The organism is Streptomyces sp. NPDC048337, from assembly GCF_043201175.1.
Classification (GTDB): Bacteria; Actinomycetota; Actinomycetes; order Streptomycetales; family Streptomycetaceae; genus Streptomyces.
This window is the reverse complement of record NZ_JBICYR010000004.1, coordinates 1-13,168: the sequence shown is the minus strand read 5'-3', so window position 1 is coordinate 13,168 and position 13,168 is coordinate 1. Positions and strand designations below refer to the sequence as shown.

The 13,168-nt window shown below is 71.1% G+C and carries 13 protein-coding genes; 8 read left to right on the top strand and 5 right to left on the bottom strand.

From position 1 onward, the window contains the following. Positions 1-580: 580 nt before the first annotated feature. The gene (locus ACGFYU_RS08025; RefSeq protein ID WP_393826434.1) at positions 581-1,147 is read right to left on the bottom strand and encodes a TIGR03086 family metal-binding protein; all 567 of its coding nucleotides are present in this window, start codon (positions 1,145-1,147) and stop codon (positions 581-583) included. A gap of 124 nt (positions 1,148-1,271) precedes the next feature. Then, positions 1,272-2,006 carry a DUF899 domain-containing protein gene (locus tag ACGFYU_RS08020; protein WP_393826433.1) on the bottom strand — a complete coding sequence of 245 codons (735 nt, stop codon included), beginning with the start codon at positions 2,004-2,006 and terminating at the stop codon, positions 1,272-1,274. Between the two features lie 200 nt (positions 2,007-2,206). Between ACGFYU_RS08020 and ACGFYU_RS08015 the strand changes: the two genes are divergently transcribed. From ACGFYU_RS08015 to ilvD, 3 genes are all read left to right on the top strand, one after another. Next, positions 2,207-3,043 (top strand): sugar phosphate isomerase/epimerase family protein, encoded by an 837-nt coding sequence (locus tag ACGFYU_RS08015; protein ID WP_393826432.1) that lies wholly within the window; start codon positions 2,207-2,209, stop codon positions 3,041-3,043. Continuing rightward, positions 3,040-3,663 (top strand): TetR family transcriptional regulator, encoded by a 624-nt coding sequence (locus ACGFYU_RS08010; RefSeq protein WP_393826431.1) that lies wholly within the window; start codon positions 3,040-3,042, stop codon positions 3,661-3,663. The genes ACGFYU_RS08015 and ACGFYU_RS08010 overlap by 4 nt, the downstream gene beginning before the upstream one ends. Before the next feature lie 135 nt (positions 3,664-3,798). Next, a complete protein-coding gene (gene ilvD, locus ACGFYU_RS08005) occupies positions 3,799-5,649 on the top strand; it encodes a dihydroxy-acid dehydratase (protein ID WP_393826430.1) in 1,851 nt (616 codons plus the stop codon). Between the two features lie 31 nt (positions 5,650-5,680). Here ilvD and ACGFYU_RS08000 read toward each other — a convergent pair whose 3' ends face one another. After that, complete coding sequence (locus tag ACGFYU_RS08000) at positions 5,681-7,795, bottom strand: PQQ-binding-like beta-propeller repeat protein (protein WP_393826429.1); 2,115 nt, start codon at positions 7,793-7,795, stop codon at positions 5,681-5,683. Positions 7,796-7,901: 106 nt separating this feature from the next. Between ACGFYU_RS08000 and ACGFYU_RS07995 the strand changes: the two genes are divergently transcribed. The 5 genes from ACGFYU_RS07995 to proC all read left to right on the top strand — a co-directional run bounded on the left by ACGFYU_RS07995 (position 7,902) and on the right by proC (position 11,355). Further along, positions 7,902-8,204 carry an SH3 domain-containing protein gene (locus ACGFYU_RS07995; protein WP_393826428.1) on the top strand — a complete coding sequence of 101 codons (303 nt, stop codon included), beginning with the start codon at positions 7,902-7,904 and terminating at the stop codon, positions 8,202-8,204. A gap of 67 nt (positions 8,205-8,271) precedes the next feature. Continuing rightward, positions 8,272-8,817: a hypothetical protein gene (locus tag ACGFYU_RS07990; RefSeq protein ID WP_393826778.1), complete on the top strand. Its 546-nt coding sequence runs from the start codon at positions 8,272-8,274 to the stop codon at positions 8,815-8,817. Between the two features lie 56 nt (positions 8,818-8,873). Further along, positions 8,874-9,686 carry an ABC transporter ATP-binding protein gene (locus ACGFYU_RS07985; protein WP_393826427.1) on the top strand — a complete coding sequence of 271 codons (813 nt, stop codon included), beginning with the start codon at positions 8,874-8,876 and terminating at the stop codon, positions 9,684-9,686. Then, positions 9,683-10,438, top strand: coding sequence for an ABC transporter permease (locus tag ACGFYU_RS07980; RefSeq protein ID WP_393826426.1), 756 nt, complete (start codon positions 9,683-9,685; stop codon positions 10,436-10,438). The genes ACGFYU_RS07985 and ACGFYU_RS07980 overlap by 4 nt, the downstream gene beginning before the upstream one ends. Before the next feature lie 107 nt (positions 10,439-10,545). After that, the gene (gene proC, locus ACGFYU_RS07975; protein ID WP_393826425.1) at positions 10,546-11,355 is read left to right on the top strand and encodes a pyrroline-5-carboxylate reductase; all 810 of its coding nucleotides are present in this window, start codon (positions 10,546-10,548) and stop codon (positions 11,353-11,355) included. Between the two features lie 75 nt (positions 11,356-11,430). Here proC and trpS read toward each other — a convergent pair whose 3' ends face one another. Together trpS and ACGFYU_RS07965 are read right to left on the bottom strand one after the other, a co-directional pair. Then, positions 11,431-12,429 carry a tryptophan--tRNA ligase gene (gene trpS / locus ACGFYU_RS07970; protein WP_393826424.1) on the bottom strand — a complete coding sequence of 333 codons (999 nt, stop codon included), beginning with the start codon at positions 12,427-12,429 and terminating at the stop codon, positions 11,431-11,433. A 491-nt stretch (positions 12,430-12,920) separates the two neighbouring features. Next, positions 12,921-13,168: hypothetical protein (locus ACGFYU_RS07965; protein ID WP_393826423.1), on the bottom strand; the 248-nt coding region annotated here is incomplete at its 5' end.

Below are 13,168 nucleotides of genomic sequence, written 5' to 3'. Positions count from 1 at the left end.
AAGACCAAGGACTGCCGGGAAGCCCCCAAAAGAACGGGCCGGGTCAGAGACGAGCACGCGGGGAGAGCCAGGGAGGCGCGAGCCCGCTTCCCCAGGCCGGCCAAGCCCCACCATCCCGGCTGGGCGGCGCCGGGCCCCGGGAGCCAGGGGACACCCAGCCGGGGCGCATGGCGCCAGATCCCGGGCCGGGCCGGCTCTACCCGCACGAAACAGCGGTGAGGGGCCCGTCGGGAGCCGCCAGACGCGTTGGATCGCTACGCGCTTCGCACGGCTTGGCGTCCGCGGCCCGTCCGGGGCTGGGTCGCGACAGATCGCTACGCGCTCCCCCTCGGCTCGGCGTCTGCACCCGTCTGTGGCTGTCCTGCTCTTACTCCTTGTGGCCGGTCGGTCAGGGGTGGCCGGGGGCGGGGTGGAGTACCCGACGACGAGGCAGGCCGCCGCGATCGGCCCCCGGGCCGGACCCCGTCCTCCAACTCGTGGGCGGCCGGACGGGTCTGCGGCTCCGCTCGCACGGCACCGTTCGGGCCGTACGAGACCTGCGAGAGCGGGCTCAGCTCGTCGGCGACCGCGAGGGGCGCGGTCAGATGGTGCGGCCGAAGTAGGCCGCGAGGCGGTCGAGGGTGGGGGCGTCCTGTGCGGCGGGCTTGGACGGGGCGAACATGCCCGTCTGGGGGCGGATGGCGTCGGGGTGGTTGCCGTGCCAGGTCCGGAAGACCGCCTCGACGGCGTCCGGGTCGCCGGTGCGGGCCTGGCCGGTGGCGGTGGCGAGGTCCCAGCCGTGCAGGACGGCCTCCAACAGGTGCAGGTCGGCCAGGCGCGGCCCCAGGCCCCCGCCCGGCAGTGGCATCTGCCGGGCGAGCGCGCCTTCGGCCTGCCAGGCGGCCAGGGCCTCCTTGGCGCCCTCGGCGTAGACCTCCCCGGGCTGCCGCTCGCCGATGTGGTCCCGGGCGAACAGGGAGAAGTCGGGGGCGCCGCCCTGGGCGAGGCCCACGTAGTAGGGGTTGCCGGCCACGAGGTGGTTGGCCAGGGTGCGTACGTCGAAGTCGTCGCACGGGGTGGGCCGCCCGTACTGGTCCGGGCTGACGTTGCCGAGCAGCTGCGCCGTGTGGGTCAGGGCCTTCTCCAGCAGCTGGATGTCCTGGGACATGGTGATCGCGCCTTTCCGTCGAATGGGGGCACCTACCGCCCCCGCTCCGGGGCCCGGGTGTGCCGACAACCTCAGAGTGCATCCCCTTGCGGACAGGTACTGTCCGCAAGGGGATGCACTGCTCTCAGGTGTTGCCGTACTCGTCGTGGCGGCGCAGCCAGTGGGTCTGTTCGCCCTCCTCGTGGCGGCCCAAGGGGGTGCGGTCCAGGAGGCCGTAGTAGGCCATGGCGGGTTCGAGGCCGCGGGCCGTGGTGACGTACGTGCGGTAGACGGTGCCGTCCGATTGCGCGTAGGCGCTCAGGCCCGGGCCCTCGGTGACGTACTCGAGGACGGTCGTGCCGCATGCCTTCGCCATCTGGGTCACCGTGGGCGGGATCTCGCCATCGAGGAAAGGTTTCAGCTCCTCCTCCGTGTACATGAAGCCGAGGTCGCGGTGGAACGCGCTGTCGTTGGGGGAGACCCAGTCGAAGGTCCAGCCCATCCGCTTCCGGTAGGAGAGGAGTTTGTCGAGTGGGGCCCGGGAGGAGCAGATCAGGGTTACGTCGCGGGCCTTGAGGTGGATCGCGTTGGCGTTGAGGGTGTCCGCGATCGAGGAGCAGACCGGGCAGCCGGCCTCGTACGGCGGGCCGAACATGAAGTGGTAGACGAGTAGCTGCCCGCGGGTGTCGAAGAGGTCCGCCAGTGGCTTCGTGCCGGATTCCGTTTGGAAGGTGTAGGGCTTTTCGACCGGTACCCAGGGGAGCTCGCGCCGTTTGCGGGCCAGCTCGTCGCCGCGGCGGGTGAGTTCCTTCTCCTCCACCAGAAGCTCTTGCCGGGCCGCCTCGAATTCCTCCTGTGTGCCGACCTCGTGCTCGGGCATTGCCTTTCCCTCCTGTGGGAGAGCAGAAGACCGCATCGCCTGAACCGGCGCACCCCTACGTCCACCGTACGCGCGCAGCGGCGGGCCCACAGGGATCCACGCCTCCATGCCCAGCGTGAGGAGATCGCGCGCAAACCGGCGTGGCTGACTCGGCCGGGGCGGCGCGGCAGGGGGCCGGGGTGGGACCGTACGCTGTCTGCGTGGCAGAACCAGTCCGCATCCCGACCGCGAAAGTCGCCCTCTCCACTGCCTCCGTGTATCCGGAGTCGACGGCGACCGCCTTCGAGATCGCCGCGCGCCTCGGATACGACGGGGTCGAGGTGATGGTGTGGACGGATCCGGTGAGTCAGGACATCGATGCCCTGCGGCGGCTGTCCGATCAGCATCAGGTGCCGATCCTCGCGGTGCACGCGCCGTGCCTGCTGATCACCCAGCGGGTGTGGTCCACCGATCCCTGGACCAAGTTGCAGCGGGCGCAAGTGGCGGCGGAGCGGCTCGGTGCGAGCACCGTCGTCGTGCATCCGCCGTTTCGGTGGCAGCGGCAGTACGCGCGTGACTTCGTCAGCGGGATCTGGCGGATGGCGGACGAGACGGACGTGCGGTTCGCCGTCGAGAACATGTATCCGTGGCGGTACCGGGATCGCGAAATGCTCGCCTACGCGCCCGAGTGGGACGTGACCAAGGACGACTACCGGCACTTCACCGTTGATCTGTCGCATACGGCCACCGCGCGGACCGAGGGCATGGCGATGGTCGACCGGATGGGGGACCGGCTGGCCCACGTGCACCTGGCCGACGGAAACGGTTCCGCGAAGGACGAGCACCTGGTCCCGGGGCGGGGGACCCAGCCGTGCGCCGAGCTGCTGGAGCGGCTCGCGCGGACCTCCTTCGACGGGCACGTCGTCATCGAGGTCAATACGCGGCGGGCCATGTCCTCCGCCGAGCGGGAGGCCGATCTCGCCGAGGCGCTGGCGTTCACGAGGCTGCACCTCGCCACCGCCGCCCCCGACAGGCGTCAGGGGGTCCGCCGGTCGTGACCGAGTCCGAGAAGCCGCGTCGCCGCCGCGGGCCCGGGCGGCCGCGCCAGGACGAGGTCGACGACGGGCCCGGCACCCAGGAGCGGATCCGGCTCGCCGCCCGCGAGGTGTTCGCGGAGCGCGGCTACGACAAGACGTCCGTACGCGGCATCGCGAAGGTCGCGGGCGTGGACCCGGCGCTGGTCCACCACTACTTCGGCAGCAAGGAAGACCTCTTCGCCGCCGCCATCGAGCTGAGCATGGAGCCGGCCCTCGTGGTCCCGGCGATCCTCGGCGAGGGGCCGGAGGGGATCGGCGAGCGCCTCGCCCGCTATTTCCTGGGGATCTGGGAGAACCCGGTCACCCGGGCCCCGCTGCTCGCCGTGATCCGCTCCGCCCTCACCCACGAGGCCGCCGCGAAGGTCCTGCGCGGGCTGGTGCTGAGGCGGCTGCTGGAGCGGGTCGCCGCCGACCTCGACGTCCCCGACCCGACCTTCCGGGCCGAGCTCGCCGCCTCCCACATGGTCGGCATCGCGATCCTCCGCTACGTCGTCCGGGTCGAGCCCCTCGCGTCCGCCGACCCCGATCAGATCGTGGCCCTCGTAGCCCCTACTCTTCAGCGGTACCTGACCGAAAGCTGAGCCGCCCGTCCCGTCATACGGACCGCATGTCCGGATCCCGGGCAGTGGGCGTAGCCTCGTATCTGAGCTATATGCCATATCCGCAGTCGCGGCTTTGATCTACGGAACAGCCGCACCCATGGGGAGTGAAACAGCATGCCCGAGCTGAGGTCCCGCACCGTCACCCACGGCCGCAACATGGCGGGCGCACGCGCCCTTATGCGTGCGTCGGGCGTAGCGAGCGAGGACATCGGGAAGCCGATCATCGCGGTCGCCAACTCCTTCACCGAGTTCGTCCCCGGCCACACCCACCTTGCCCCGGTCGGCCGGATCGTCTCCGACGCCATCCGCGCCGCGGGCGCCATCCCGCGCGAGTTCAACACCATCGCGGTCGACGATGGCATCGCCATGGGCCACGCCGGCATGCTCTACTCCCTCCCCTCCCGCGACCTGATCGCGGACAGCGTGGAGTACATGGTCGAGGCGCACTGCGCCGACGCCCTGATCTGCATCTCCAACTGCGACAAGATCACGCCCGGGATGCTGATGGCGGCCATGCGCCTCAACATCCCCGTCGTCTTCGTCTCCGGCGGCCCGATGGAGGCCGGTCAGGCCACCCTCGTCGACGGCACCGTCCGCAAGCTGGACCTGATCGACGCCATGGTCGACGCCTCGAACGAGAACGTCTCCGACGAGGACGTGCTCCGCATCGAGGAGAACGCCTGTCCGACCTGCGGTTCCTGTTCCGGCATGTTCACCGCCAACTCGATGAACTGCCTCGCCGAGGCCATCGGTCTGGCCCTCCCCGGAAACGGCTCGGTCCTCGCCACGCACACCGCCCGCCGCGCCCTGTACGAGGACGCCGGCCGCACGGTCGTGGAGATCACCAAGCGCTACTACGAGGGCGGCGACGAGTCCGTCCTCCCGCGCAACATCGCCACCCGCGAGGCCTTCGAGAACGCCATGGCCCTCGACATCGCCATGGGCGGCTCCACGAACACGATCCTGCACCTGCTGGCCGCGGCGCAGGAGGCGGGCCTGGACTACGACCTCAAGGACATCGACGCCGTCTCGCGCCGCGTCCCGTGCCTGGCCAAGGTCGCGCCGAACGTCGCGCCCGGCGGCACGTACTACATGGAGGACATCCACCGGGCCGGCGGCATCCCCGCCATCCTCGGCGAGCTGCACCGCGGCGGCCTCCTGAACAAGGACGTCAACACGGTCCACTCCGACGGCCTGGAGGACTGGCTGGCGAAGTGGGACGTCCGCTCCGGCACGGCCTCGGAGGAGGCGCAGGAGCTGTGGCACGCCGCCCCCGGCTGCAAGCGCTCCGCCACCGCCTTCTCCCAGTCCGAGCGCTGGGAGACCCTCGACCTCGACGCCGAGGGCGGCTGCATCCGCTCGGTCCAGCACGCCTACAGCAAGGACGGCGGCCTCGCGGTCCTGCGCGGCAACATCGCCGTCGACGGCTGCGTGGTCAAGACCGCCGGCGTCGACGAGTCGATCTGGACCTTCGAGGGCCCGGCGGTCGTCTGCGAATCGCAGGACGAGGCCGTGGACAAGATCCTGCGCAAGGAGATCCAGCCGGGCGACGTCGTCGTCATCCGCTACGAGGGCCCGCGCGGCGGCCCCGGCATGCAGGAGATGCTCTACCCGACCTCCTTCCTCAAGGGCCGCGGCCTCGGCAAGGTCTGCGCCCTGGTGACGGACGGCCGCTTCTCCGGCGGCACGTCGGGCCTCTCCATCGGCCACGCCTCCCCGGAGGCGGCCTCGGGCGGCAACATCGCCGTCGTCGAGGACGGCGACCGCATCCGCATCGACATCCCGAACCGCTCGATCGAGCTCCTGGTCTCCGACGAGGAACTGGCGGCCCGCCACGAGGCCCTGGGCGGCGTCTACGCCCCGAAGAACCGCGAGCGCCAGGTCTCGGCGGCCCTGCGCGCCTACGCCGCCATGGCGACGAGCGCCGACAAGGGCGCGGTCCGCGACGTGACCCGCCTGGGCTGAGCCACTGCCACTGGGGACCCCGCCGGGAGCTTCACCACCCGGCGGGGTTCGCCGCGTCCACGGCGAAGACGGCCCCGTCGGGGGCGGAGGCGTAGGCCCGGCCGGAGGTGAGGACGGGGGCGGGTACCGTCGCGCTGACGCGCTCCTGGTTGCCGCCCATGCGGGGCTTGGTCTGTCCCAGCAGTTGCCCGGCCTTCGCGTCGACTGCCAGCAGCCTTCCGTCCGACGCGGCCAGGTACACCCGCCCCTCGGCGAACACAGGCCGTGAGGCGACCACGACGCCGGTCTGCAACCGCCACTGCTCTCTGTCCGCGCCGACTGCCACCAGTCCGCCCCGTGCCTCGAAGGCGTACACCGTCCCGTCCGGACCCACCGACGCTTCCGCCTCGTACAGCGGAGCCGACAGCTGCACCCGGTGCGCCGCGTGGGTCACCACGTCCACCCGTACGACCGCGTTCGTCGTGGTACCGGCGTCGTTGTCCAGCAGGTAGACGACGTTGTGCGCCGTGCCGATCGGTCGCAGCCTTCCGCTGGTCCGTACCTGCCAGCGCACAACCCCGCTGGAGGGGTCCACTTCCGCGAGCTGGGACGACCTGCCCGCGGTGTCAGGCGTCGACACGTAGAGCACGGGCACACCCGCTTGGCCGGGGGCGCCCCACCATACGGACCCCGACCCGCCGATCTGCTTCGTCCAGCGTTGGGCGCCGCTCGCCGCGTCGAGGGCGGTGACGCTTCCGCTGGCCGCCACCGCGAGCACGTGTGGGCCCGCGGTCACCAGGCGGGAGCCACCCGGCAGTTTCCGCTGCCAGCGCTGGGCACCCGTCTCCGGATCCAGGGCCTGGAGCAGCTCACTGCCGGGCGCCACTGCCAGGACCACTCCGCCGGCGTGCAGGGGGACACTGTCCGTCGCCGTTCCGGGAGCCGCTGTGGTCGCGCGCACGGCCCACATCACCGAGCCGTCCGCCGGGTCGAGCCGGGCGGCAGCCAGTCCGCGTCCCGCGCAGTACAGGGCGGCGCCCTCGGCCGAGCACGACGCGGGGTGCCCGACCAAGGACACCGCCCACGGTGAGAAACTCTTGGCCTCCGGCGATCCCGACGCCCGGCTCGTGACCTGCCCCGACGCCTCGGCATCCGGCCCGAACTGCAGGTAGCCGCCGACCGTTCCCACCGTGAGCAGCAACCCGATCCCCGCCGCCAGCAGCGCCGGCCTGCGTCGGTTTCCGGCGCGGTTGCCATGCGGGGCTATCCGCTCCCGCCGGTGCGTGATCTCCTCGTCCGCGACGGGCCGACGAGGCTGGGGGATGAAAGCCTGGGTGTCCTCGCCCGTCGGATAGGCGATCGCGCGCATCTCGGAGATCAGCGCATCGGCGGTCGGCCGCTCCGCGGGATCCTTCGCCAGGCACCGGGTCACGATCGGTACGAGCCGTGCCGGCAACCCCGTCAGATCGGGCTCGGCGTGCACGACCTGGTACGCCACGAGGTAGTGGCTGTCGGAGTCGAACGGCCCGCGCCCGGTCGCCGCGTGCACCAGCACCGCACCCAGTGCGAACACGTCCGCGGCCGTCCCCACGTCCCGGGGCCGCTGGAACTGCTCGGGCGCCATGAACGGCGGCGTCCCGATCAACTTCCCCGTCTCGGTCCGAAGATCGCTGTCGGCCGGGCGCGAGATCCCGAAATCGATGACCCGCACCCCGTCCGGGGCCATCAGTACGTTGCTGGGCTTCAGGTCCCGGTGCACGACCCCGGCCCGGTGGATGTCCCGCAGCGCCTCCGCCAGCCCGGCCGCGAGCCGGGTCAGTTCCACGGGGTCCAGCACCCGCTCCCGTACGCGCTCGGCGAGCGTCGGGGCGTCGATGAACAGGGTGGCCATCCAAGGCCGTTCGGCATCCGGATCGGCGTCCACGACGGGCGCGGTGAACGCCCCGCTCACCCGCCGAGCCGCCGCGACCTCCTGCCGGAACCGTGCCCGGAACTCGGGGTCCACCGCGTGCTGGGCGTGCACGACCTTGACGGCGAGTTTCAGCCCCGAACTGGAGGTGGCCAGGTGGACGACGCCCATGCCGCCGGAGCCGAGCACGGATTCGAGCCGGTACTGCCCGGCATACTCCGGAAACCCGGCGTAGTCCGCGTCCCGCAGCGACTGCACCGCTCACCACCCCCGCCGGAGCCTAGTCGATACCCCGTGCGAACATCCAAGGGCTTGCTACCCTGCGCGCGTTGCGCAGTGCAACACCCAAGGGGGGAGTTTTCGCATGTCCGTTGAGAACGATTCAAGCCAGATCGAGAGCCTTGCCGCTGAGGGGGGATATCCGACATACCCGCTCGCACCTGGCTACCGGGTCAACGTCCGCAGCGGTCCCGGTACGAATTACTCGATCATCGACGTGCTGCCTGCCGGCGGGTACGTCACGATCCGCTGCCAGTGCCCCGGCACGACGATCTCGGGCCCGTACGGCACCACGGACATCTGGGACTGCATCGGCAACGGCCGGTTCGTCTCCGACGCCTACGTGAAGACGGGCAGCGACGGCTACATCGCCGCCCGCTGCGCCTGAGGGGCCCCGGCCCCCGACCCGTCTGCCACGTGAGACGCACCCGGCCCGACCGGCCCGGCGGGGGATAATCGCTGATGTGAGCGACGACGACCAGCGAGACCAGAGCACCCCCGCCGAGCCGGCTGGCAAGGCCGCGGCCCCCACCGGCCCCGAGCCCGAGCCGATCCGGTTCTTCGGCACCACCTGGGTGGAGCACGACGGCGGCTACGCCCTGCGCCGCGCCGGCGCGGCCATCGGCTCGCTCCTCGCCGCCGTGGTCGGCGCCTACCTCCTGCGCCTCGCCTACGAGGGCCTGGAGATCGGCAACGTCGGCCCCTTCCTCAGCATCTCCGTCGTCGTCCTCTTCGCGATCGCCAGCTCCATCGCCTTCGCCAAGACCTGGGAGTCCTTCAGCCGCCGCCCGGCCCCCTCCTCCGACGAGGCCGCCCTCAAGGGCCTCAAGGCGATCGGTTTCATCGGCTCCCTCATCGCGTACTTCCTCCGCTGCCTCACCGAGGCCCCGGGCGAGAAGCTGCGCCGCACCGAGTACGAGCGCGCCTCGGCCGAATTCGCCCGCCGCCGCAGCGCCCGTACGGGGAACCCGGCCGCCCGCCGCCCCAAGCGCAAGAAGTAGCCCGCCACGCACCGGCCGATTGACGCCCTGGCACCGCCAGGAGCATTATTCATCACATGATGAATAATCCCGGGCAGGGCGCCGCAGGCACGACCGGGACCCCCGCCGTCCACGCCCACGCCCTCACCGTCCGCCGCGGCACCGGCCGCACTCCCCGCACCGTCATCGACGGCATCGCCTTCGACGTCCCCCGCGGCCGCATCACCGGCCTCCTCGGCCCCTCCGGCTGCGGAAAGTCCACCCTCATGCGCGCCATCGTCGGCACCCAGGCCCACGTCACCGGCACCCTCGACGTCCTCGGCCGCCCCGCCGGCCACCCCGAGCTCCGCTCCCGCATCGGCTACGTCACCCAGGCGCCCTCCGTCTACGACGACCTCACCGTCCGGCAGAACCTCGACTACTTCGCCGCGATCCTCGACCCTGGCCGCGGAGCCGCCGCCGACCGCCGCGCCGCCACCGTCACCCGCGCCATCACCGACGTCGACCTCGCCACCCACGCCGACGCCCTCGCCGGCAACCTCTCCGGCGGCCAGCGCAGCCGCGTCTCCCTCGCCGTCGCCCTCCTCGGCACCCCCGAGCTGCTCGTCCTCGACGAACCCACCGTCGGCCTCGACCCCGTCCTGCGCCGGGACCTGTGGAACCTCTTCCACGAACTCACCGCCACCCGCGGCGCCACCCTCCTCGTCTCCTCCCACGTCATGGACGAGGCCGAGCGCTGCCACGACCTGCTCCTCATGCGCGAGGGCCGCATCCTCGCCCAGGACACCCCCGACGCCCTGCGCACCCGTACCCACTCCGCCACCGTCGAAGAGGGCTTCCTCCGCCTCGTCGACGAAGCCAACGCACTCACCCGGGAGCAGAGCCGATGACTTCCATTTCCGCAATGAGTGGCGCCCGCACCACCGCCACCGCCGCCCGCGTCCTGCGCCAGCTCCGCCACGACCCGCGCTCCATCGCGCTGATGCTCCTGGTCCCCGTCCTGATGCTGACGCTGCTCCGCTTCGTCTTCGACGGCAGCCCCCGCACCTTCGACAGCATCGGCGCGTCCCTCCTCGGGATCTTCCCGCTCATCACGATGTTCCTGGTGACCTCCATCGCGACGCTGCGCGAGCGCACCTCCGGCACCCTCGAACGCCTCCTCGCCATGCCGCTCGGCAAGGGCGACCTCATCGCCGGCTATGCCCTCGCCTTCGGCGCCGTCGCCGTCGTCCAGTCCCTCCTCGCCACCGGTCTCGCCCTCTGGCTCCTCGGCCTCGATGTCGTCGGCTCCCCCTGGCTGCTCCTCCTCGTCGCCCTCCTCGACGCCCTGCTCGGCACCGCCCTCGGCCTCTTCGTCTCCGCCTTCGCGGCCTCCGAGTTCCAGGCCGTCCAGTTCATGCCGGCGGTGATCTTCCCCCAGCTGCTCCTCTGCGGACTCTTCGCGCCCCGGAGCACCATGCAGCCCGTCCTCGAAGGCATCTCGAACGTCCTGCCCATGTCCTATGCCGTCGACGGCATGACCCAGGTCCTCACCCACACCGACATGACCGCCGACTTCGTCCGCGACGCCCTCGTCGTCGCCGCCTGCGCCCTGCTGGTCCTCGCCCTCGGCGCCGCCACCCTCCGCCGCCGCACGCCCTGAGACGCGGCCCGGCCTGACCACCCACCGGACACCGGCCCCCGCCACCCGCCCCCGGTGCGAGGATGATCCCGTACGACCCCACGTTCCTTCGGCGAGGTGAATCGGGCATGACCCAGACAGTCGCAGTCCTCGGTACGGGCAAGATCGGCGAGGCCCTGCTCAGCGGAATGATCCGCGGCGGCTGGCCCGCCTCGAAGCTCCTCGTCACCGCCCGCCGAGCCGAACGCGCCGAGGAGCTCCGTACGCGCTACGGCGTCGAGGCCGTCTCCAACGCCGAGGCCGCCAAGCGCGCCGACACCCTCATCCTCACCGTCAAGCCGCAGGACATGGGCAAGCTCCTGGAGGAACTCGCCCCGCACGTCCCCGCGGACCGCCTGGTCATCAGCGGCGCCGCCGGCATCCCCACCTCCTTCTTCGAGGAGCGGCTCGCCCCCGGCACCCCCGTCGTCCGCGTCATGACGAACACCCCCGCCCTCGTCGACGAGGCCATGTCCGTCATCTCGGCCGGCAGCCACGCCACCGCCGAGCACCTCGCCCACACCGAGGAGATCTTCGGCGGCGTCGGCAAGACCCTGCGGGTCCCCGAATCCCAGCAGGACGCGGCCACCGCCCTCTCCGGCTCCGGGCCCGCGTACTTCTACTTCCTCGTCGAGGCGATGACCGACGCCGGCATCCTCCTCGGCCTCCCCCGCGCCCAGGCCCACGACCTCATCGTCCAGGCCGCCATCGGCGCCGCCGTGATGCTCCGTGACAGCGGCGAGCACCCGGTCAAGCTCCGTGAGGCCGTCACCTCCCCGGCCGGTACGACCATCAACGCGATCGTCGAGCTGGAGAAGCACGGCGTACGGGCCGCCCTGATCGCCGCCCTCGAAGCGGCCCGCGACCGCAGCCGCGAACTCGCCTCCGGCAACAGCTGACCGAGCGGTACGGGGGTACGGCCTTCCGCGCGAGCGGAGCAGCCGATACCCCCGCACCCCCGTACTCCGCGCCCTTCAGGGCCGCAGCAGCCCGATGGCCTCGTACGCCCGGTCCACCACCGGCCGCGCCAGCTCCCGAGCCCGCCCGGCCCCCTCCCGCAGCACCTTCTCCACCTCCGCCGGATCGGCGGCCAGCTCGGCGTGTCGCTCCTGCACCGGCCGCAGCAGCTCGACCACCGCGTCGGCGACGTCCCGCTTGAGCGCGCCGTAACCGCTGTACCCCTCGGCGAGCGCGGCCGGATCGCCCCCGGAGCACGCCGCCAGGATGTCCAGCAGGTTCGCGACGCCGGGCCGCGCCTCCCGGTCGTAGACCACACCGCCGTCCCCGCTGTCGGTCACGGCCCGCATCACCTTCTTGCGTACCACCCCGGGCTCGTCGAGCAGGTAGACGATCCCCGCACCGCTGTCGTGCGACTTCCCCATCTTCGACGTCGGGTCCTGCAGGTCCATGACCCGCGCCGCGACCGCCGGAAGGGTCGCCTTCGGCACGGTGAAGGTGTGCCCGTAGCGCTGGTTGAACCGCACCGCGAGATCCCGGGTCAGCTCGACGTGCTGCCGCTGGTCCTCACCGACCGGCACCTCATCGGCGCCGTACGCCAGGATGTCCGCCGCCATCAGCACGGGATAGGTGAGCAGCGACAGCCGTACGCCCTCCCCGGAGACCTGTGCCTTCGCCGCCTTCTCCTTGTACTGGATCATCCGCCGCAGCTCGCCGTCGGTGGCGGTGCACTCCAGCAGGTACGCCAGCCGCGTGTGCTCGTCGACGTGGCTCTGCACGAACAACGTGCACCGCTGCGGATCCAGCCCGGAGGCGAGGAACAGCGTCGCCACCTGCCGACTGAGCCGGCGTAGCCGCGCCGGGTCGTGCTCGACGGTCAGCGCGTGCAGATCGACGACGCAGAACAACGCCTCGTCCGGCTCCTGGTCGGCGGCGACCCACTGCCGCACGGCCCCCAGGTAGTTCCCCAGCGTCAGATGCCCGGTCGGCTTGACCCCGCTGAAGATCCTCGTCATGTCCTGTTCTCCCTTGTGTGAGTGGTGTCGAGGCCGCCGCGTCGGGCGACCGAGCCACTCCCGGGAGGGGAGAAACAAGAACGGCCGCCGTAGCGGCGGCCGTGAGCGCATGCGTGCTCGCGTGGTAGGTCGGCCGCCGTCAGGCGGCCCACCAGCGAAGGCTGGGCGTGAGCGCATGCGTAGTCATGGACACCAGGCTAGCCCTACGGGTGACGCCTGTCCTGGAGTTGACACACTTGGGCGAGGTCCGTAAGGTTCTTCGAGTTGTCCGAAGTGAGACGCCGACCCCGGTCGGTCCCCGGACAGCCATCCCGCACCACACATTCGAACGAACGACGCACTCCGTCGTCTCGTTTTCATGCGTATTTGCGAATGGGGAATCCGCGTCCGAGGGCGCAGCCGCCGATTAGGTTCGGGGGCGAGGAATCCGCTACTGTCTCACTCGCCGCAAGGGCCCAACGGCCCCGAAAGCGAAGCCCGCTGACTGGGAGTCAGGCCCGAAAGGATCTGATAGAGTCGGAATCGCCGGAAAGGGAAAACGCGAAAGCGAAGAGCCTGGAAAGCACCGAGGAAATCGGGCCCGAAAGAGTCTGATAGAGTCGGAAACGCAAGAACACAGAACGAAAGCCCGGAGGAAAGCCCGCGAGGGTGAGTACGAAGGAAGCGTCCGTTCCTTGAGAACTCAACAGCGTGCCAAAAATCAACGCCAGAAGTTGATACCCCGTCCACTTCGGTGGAT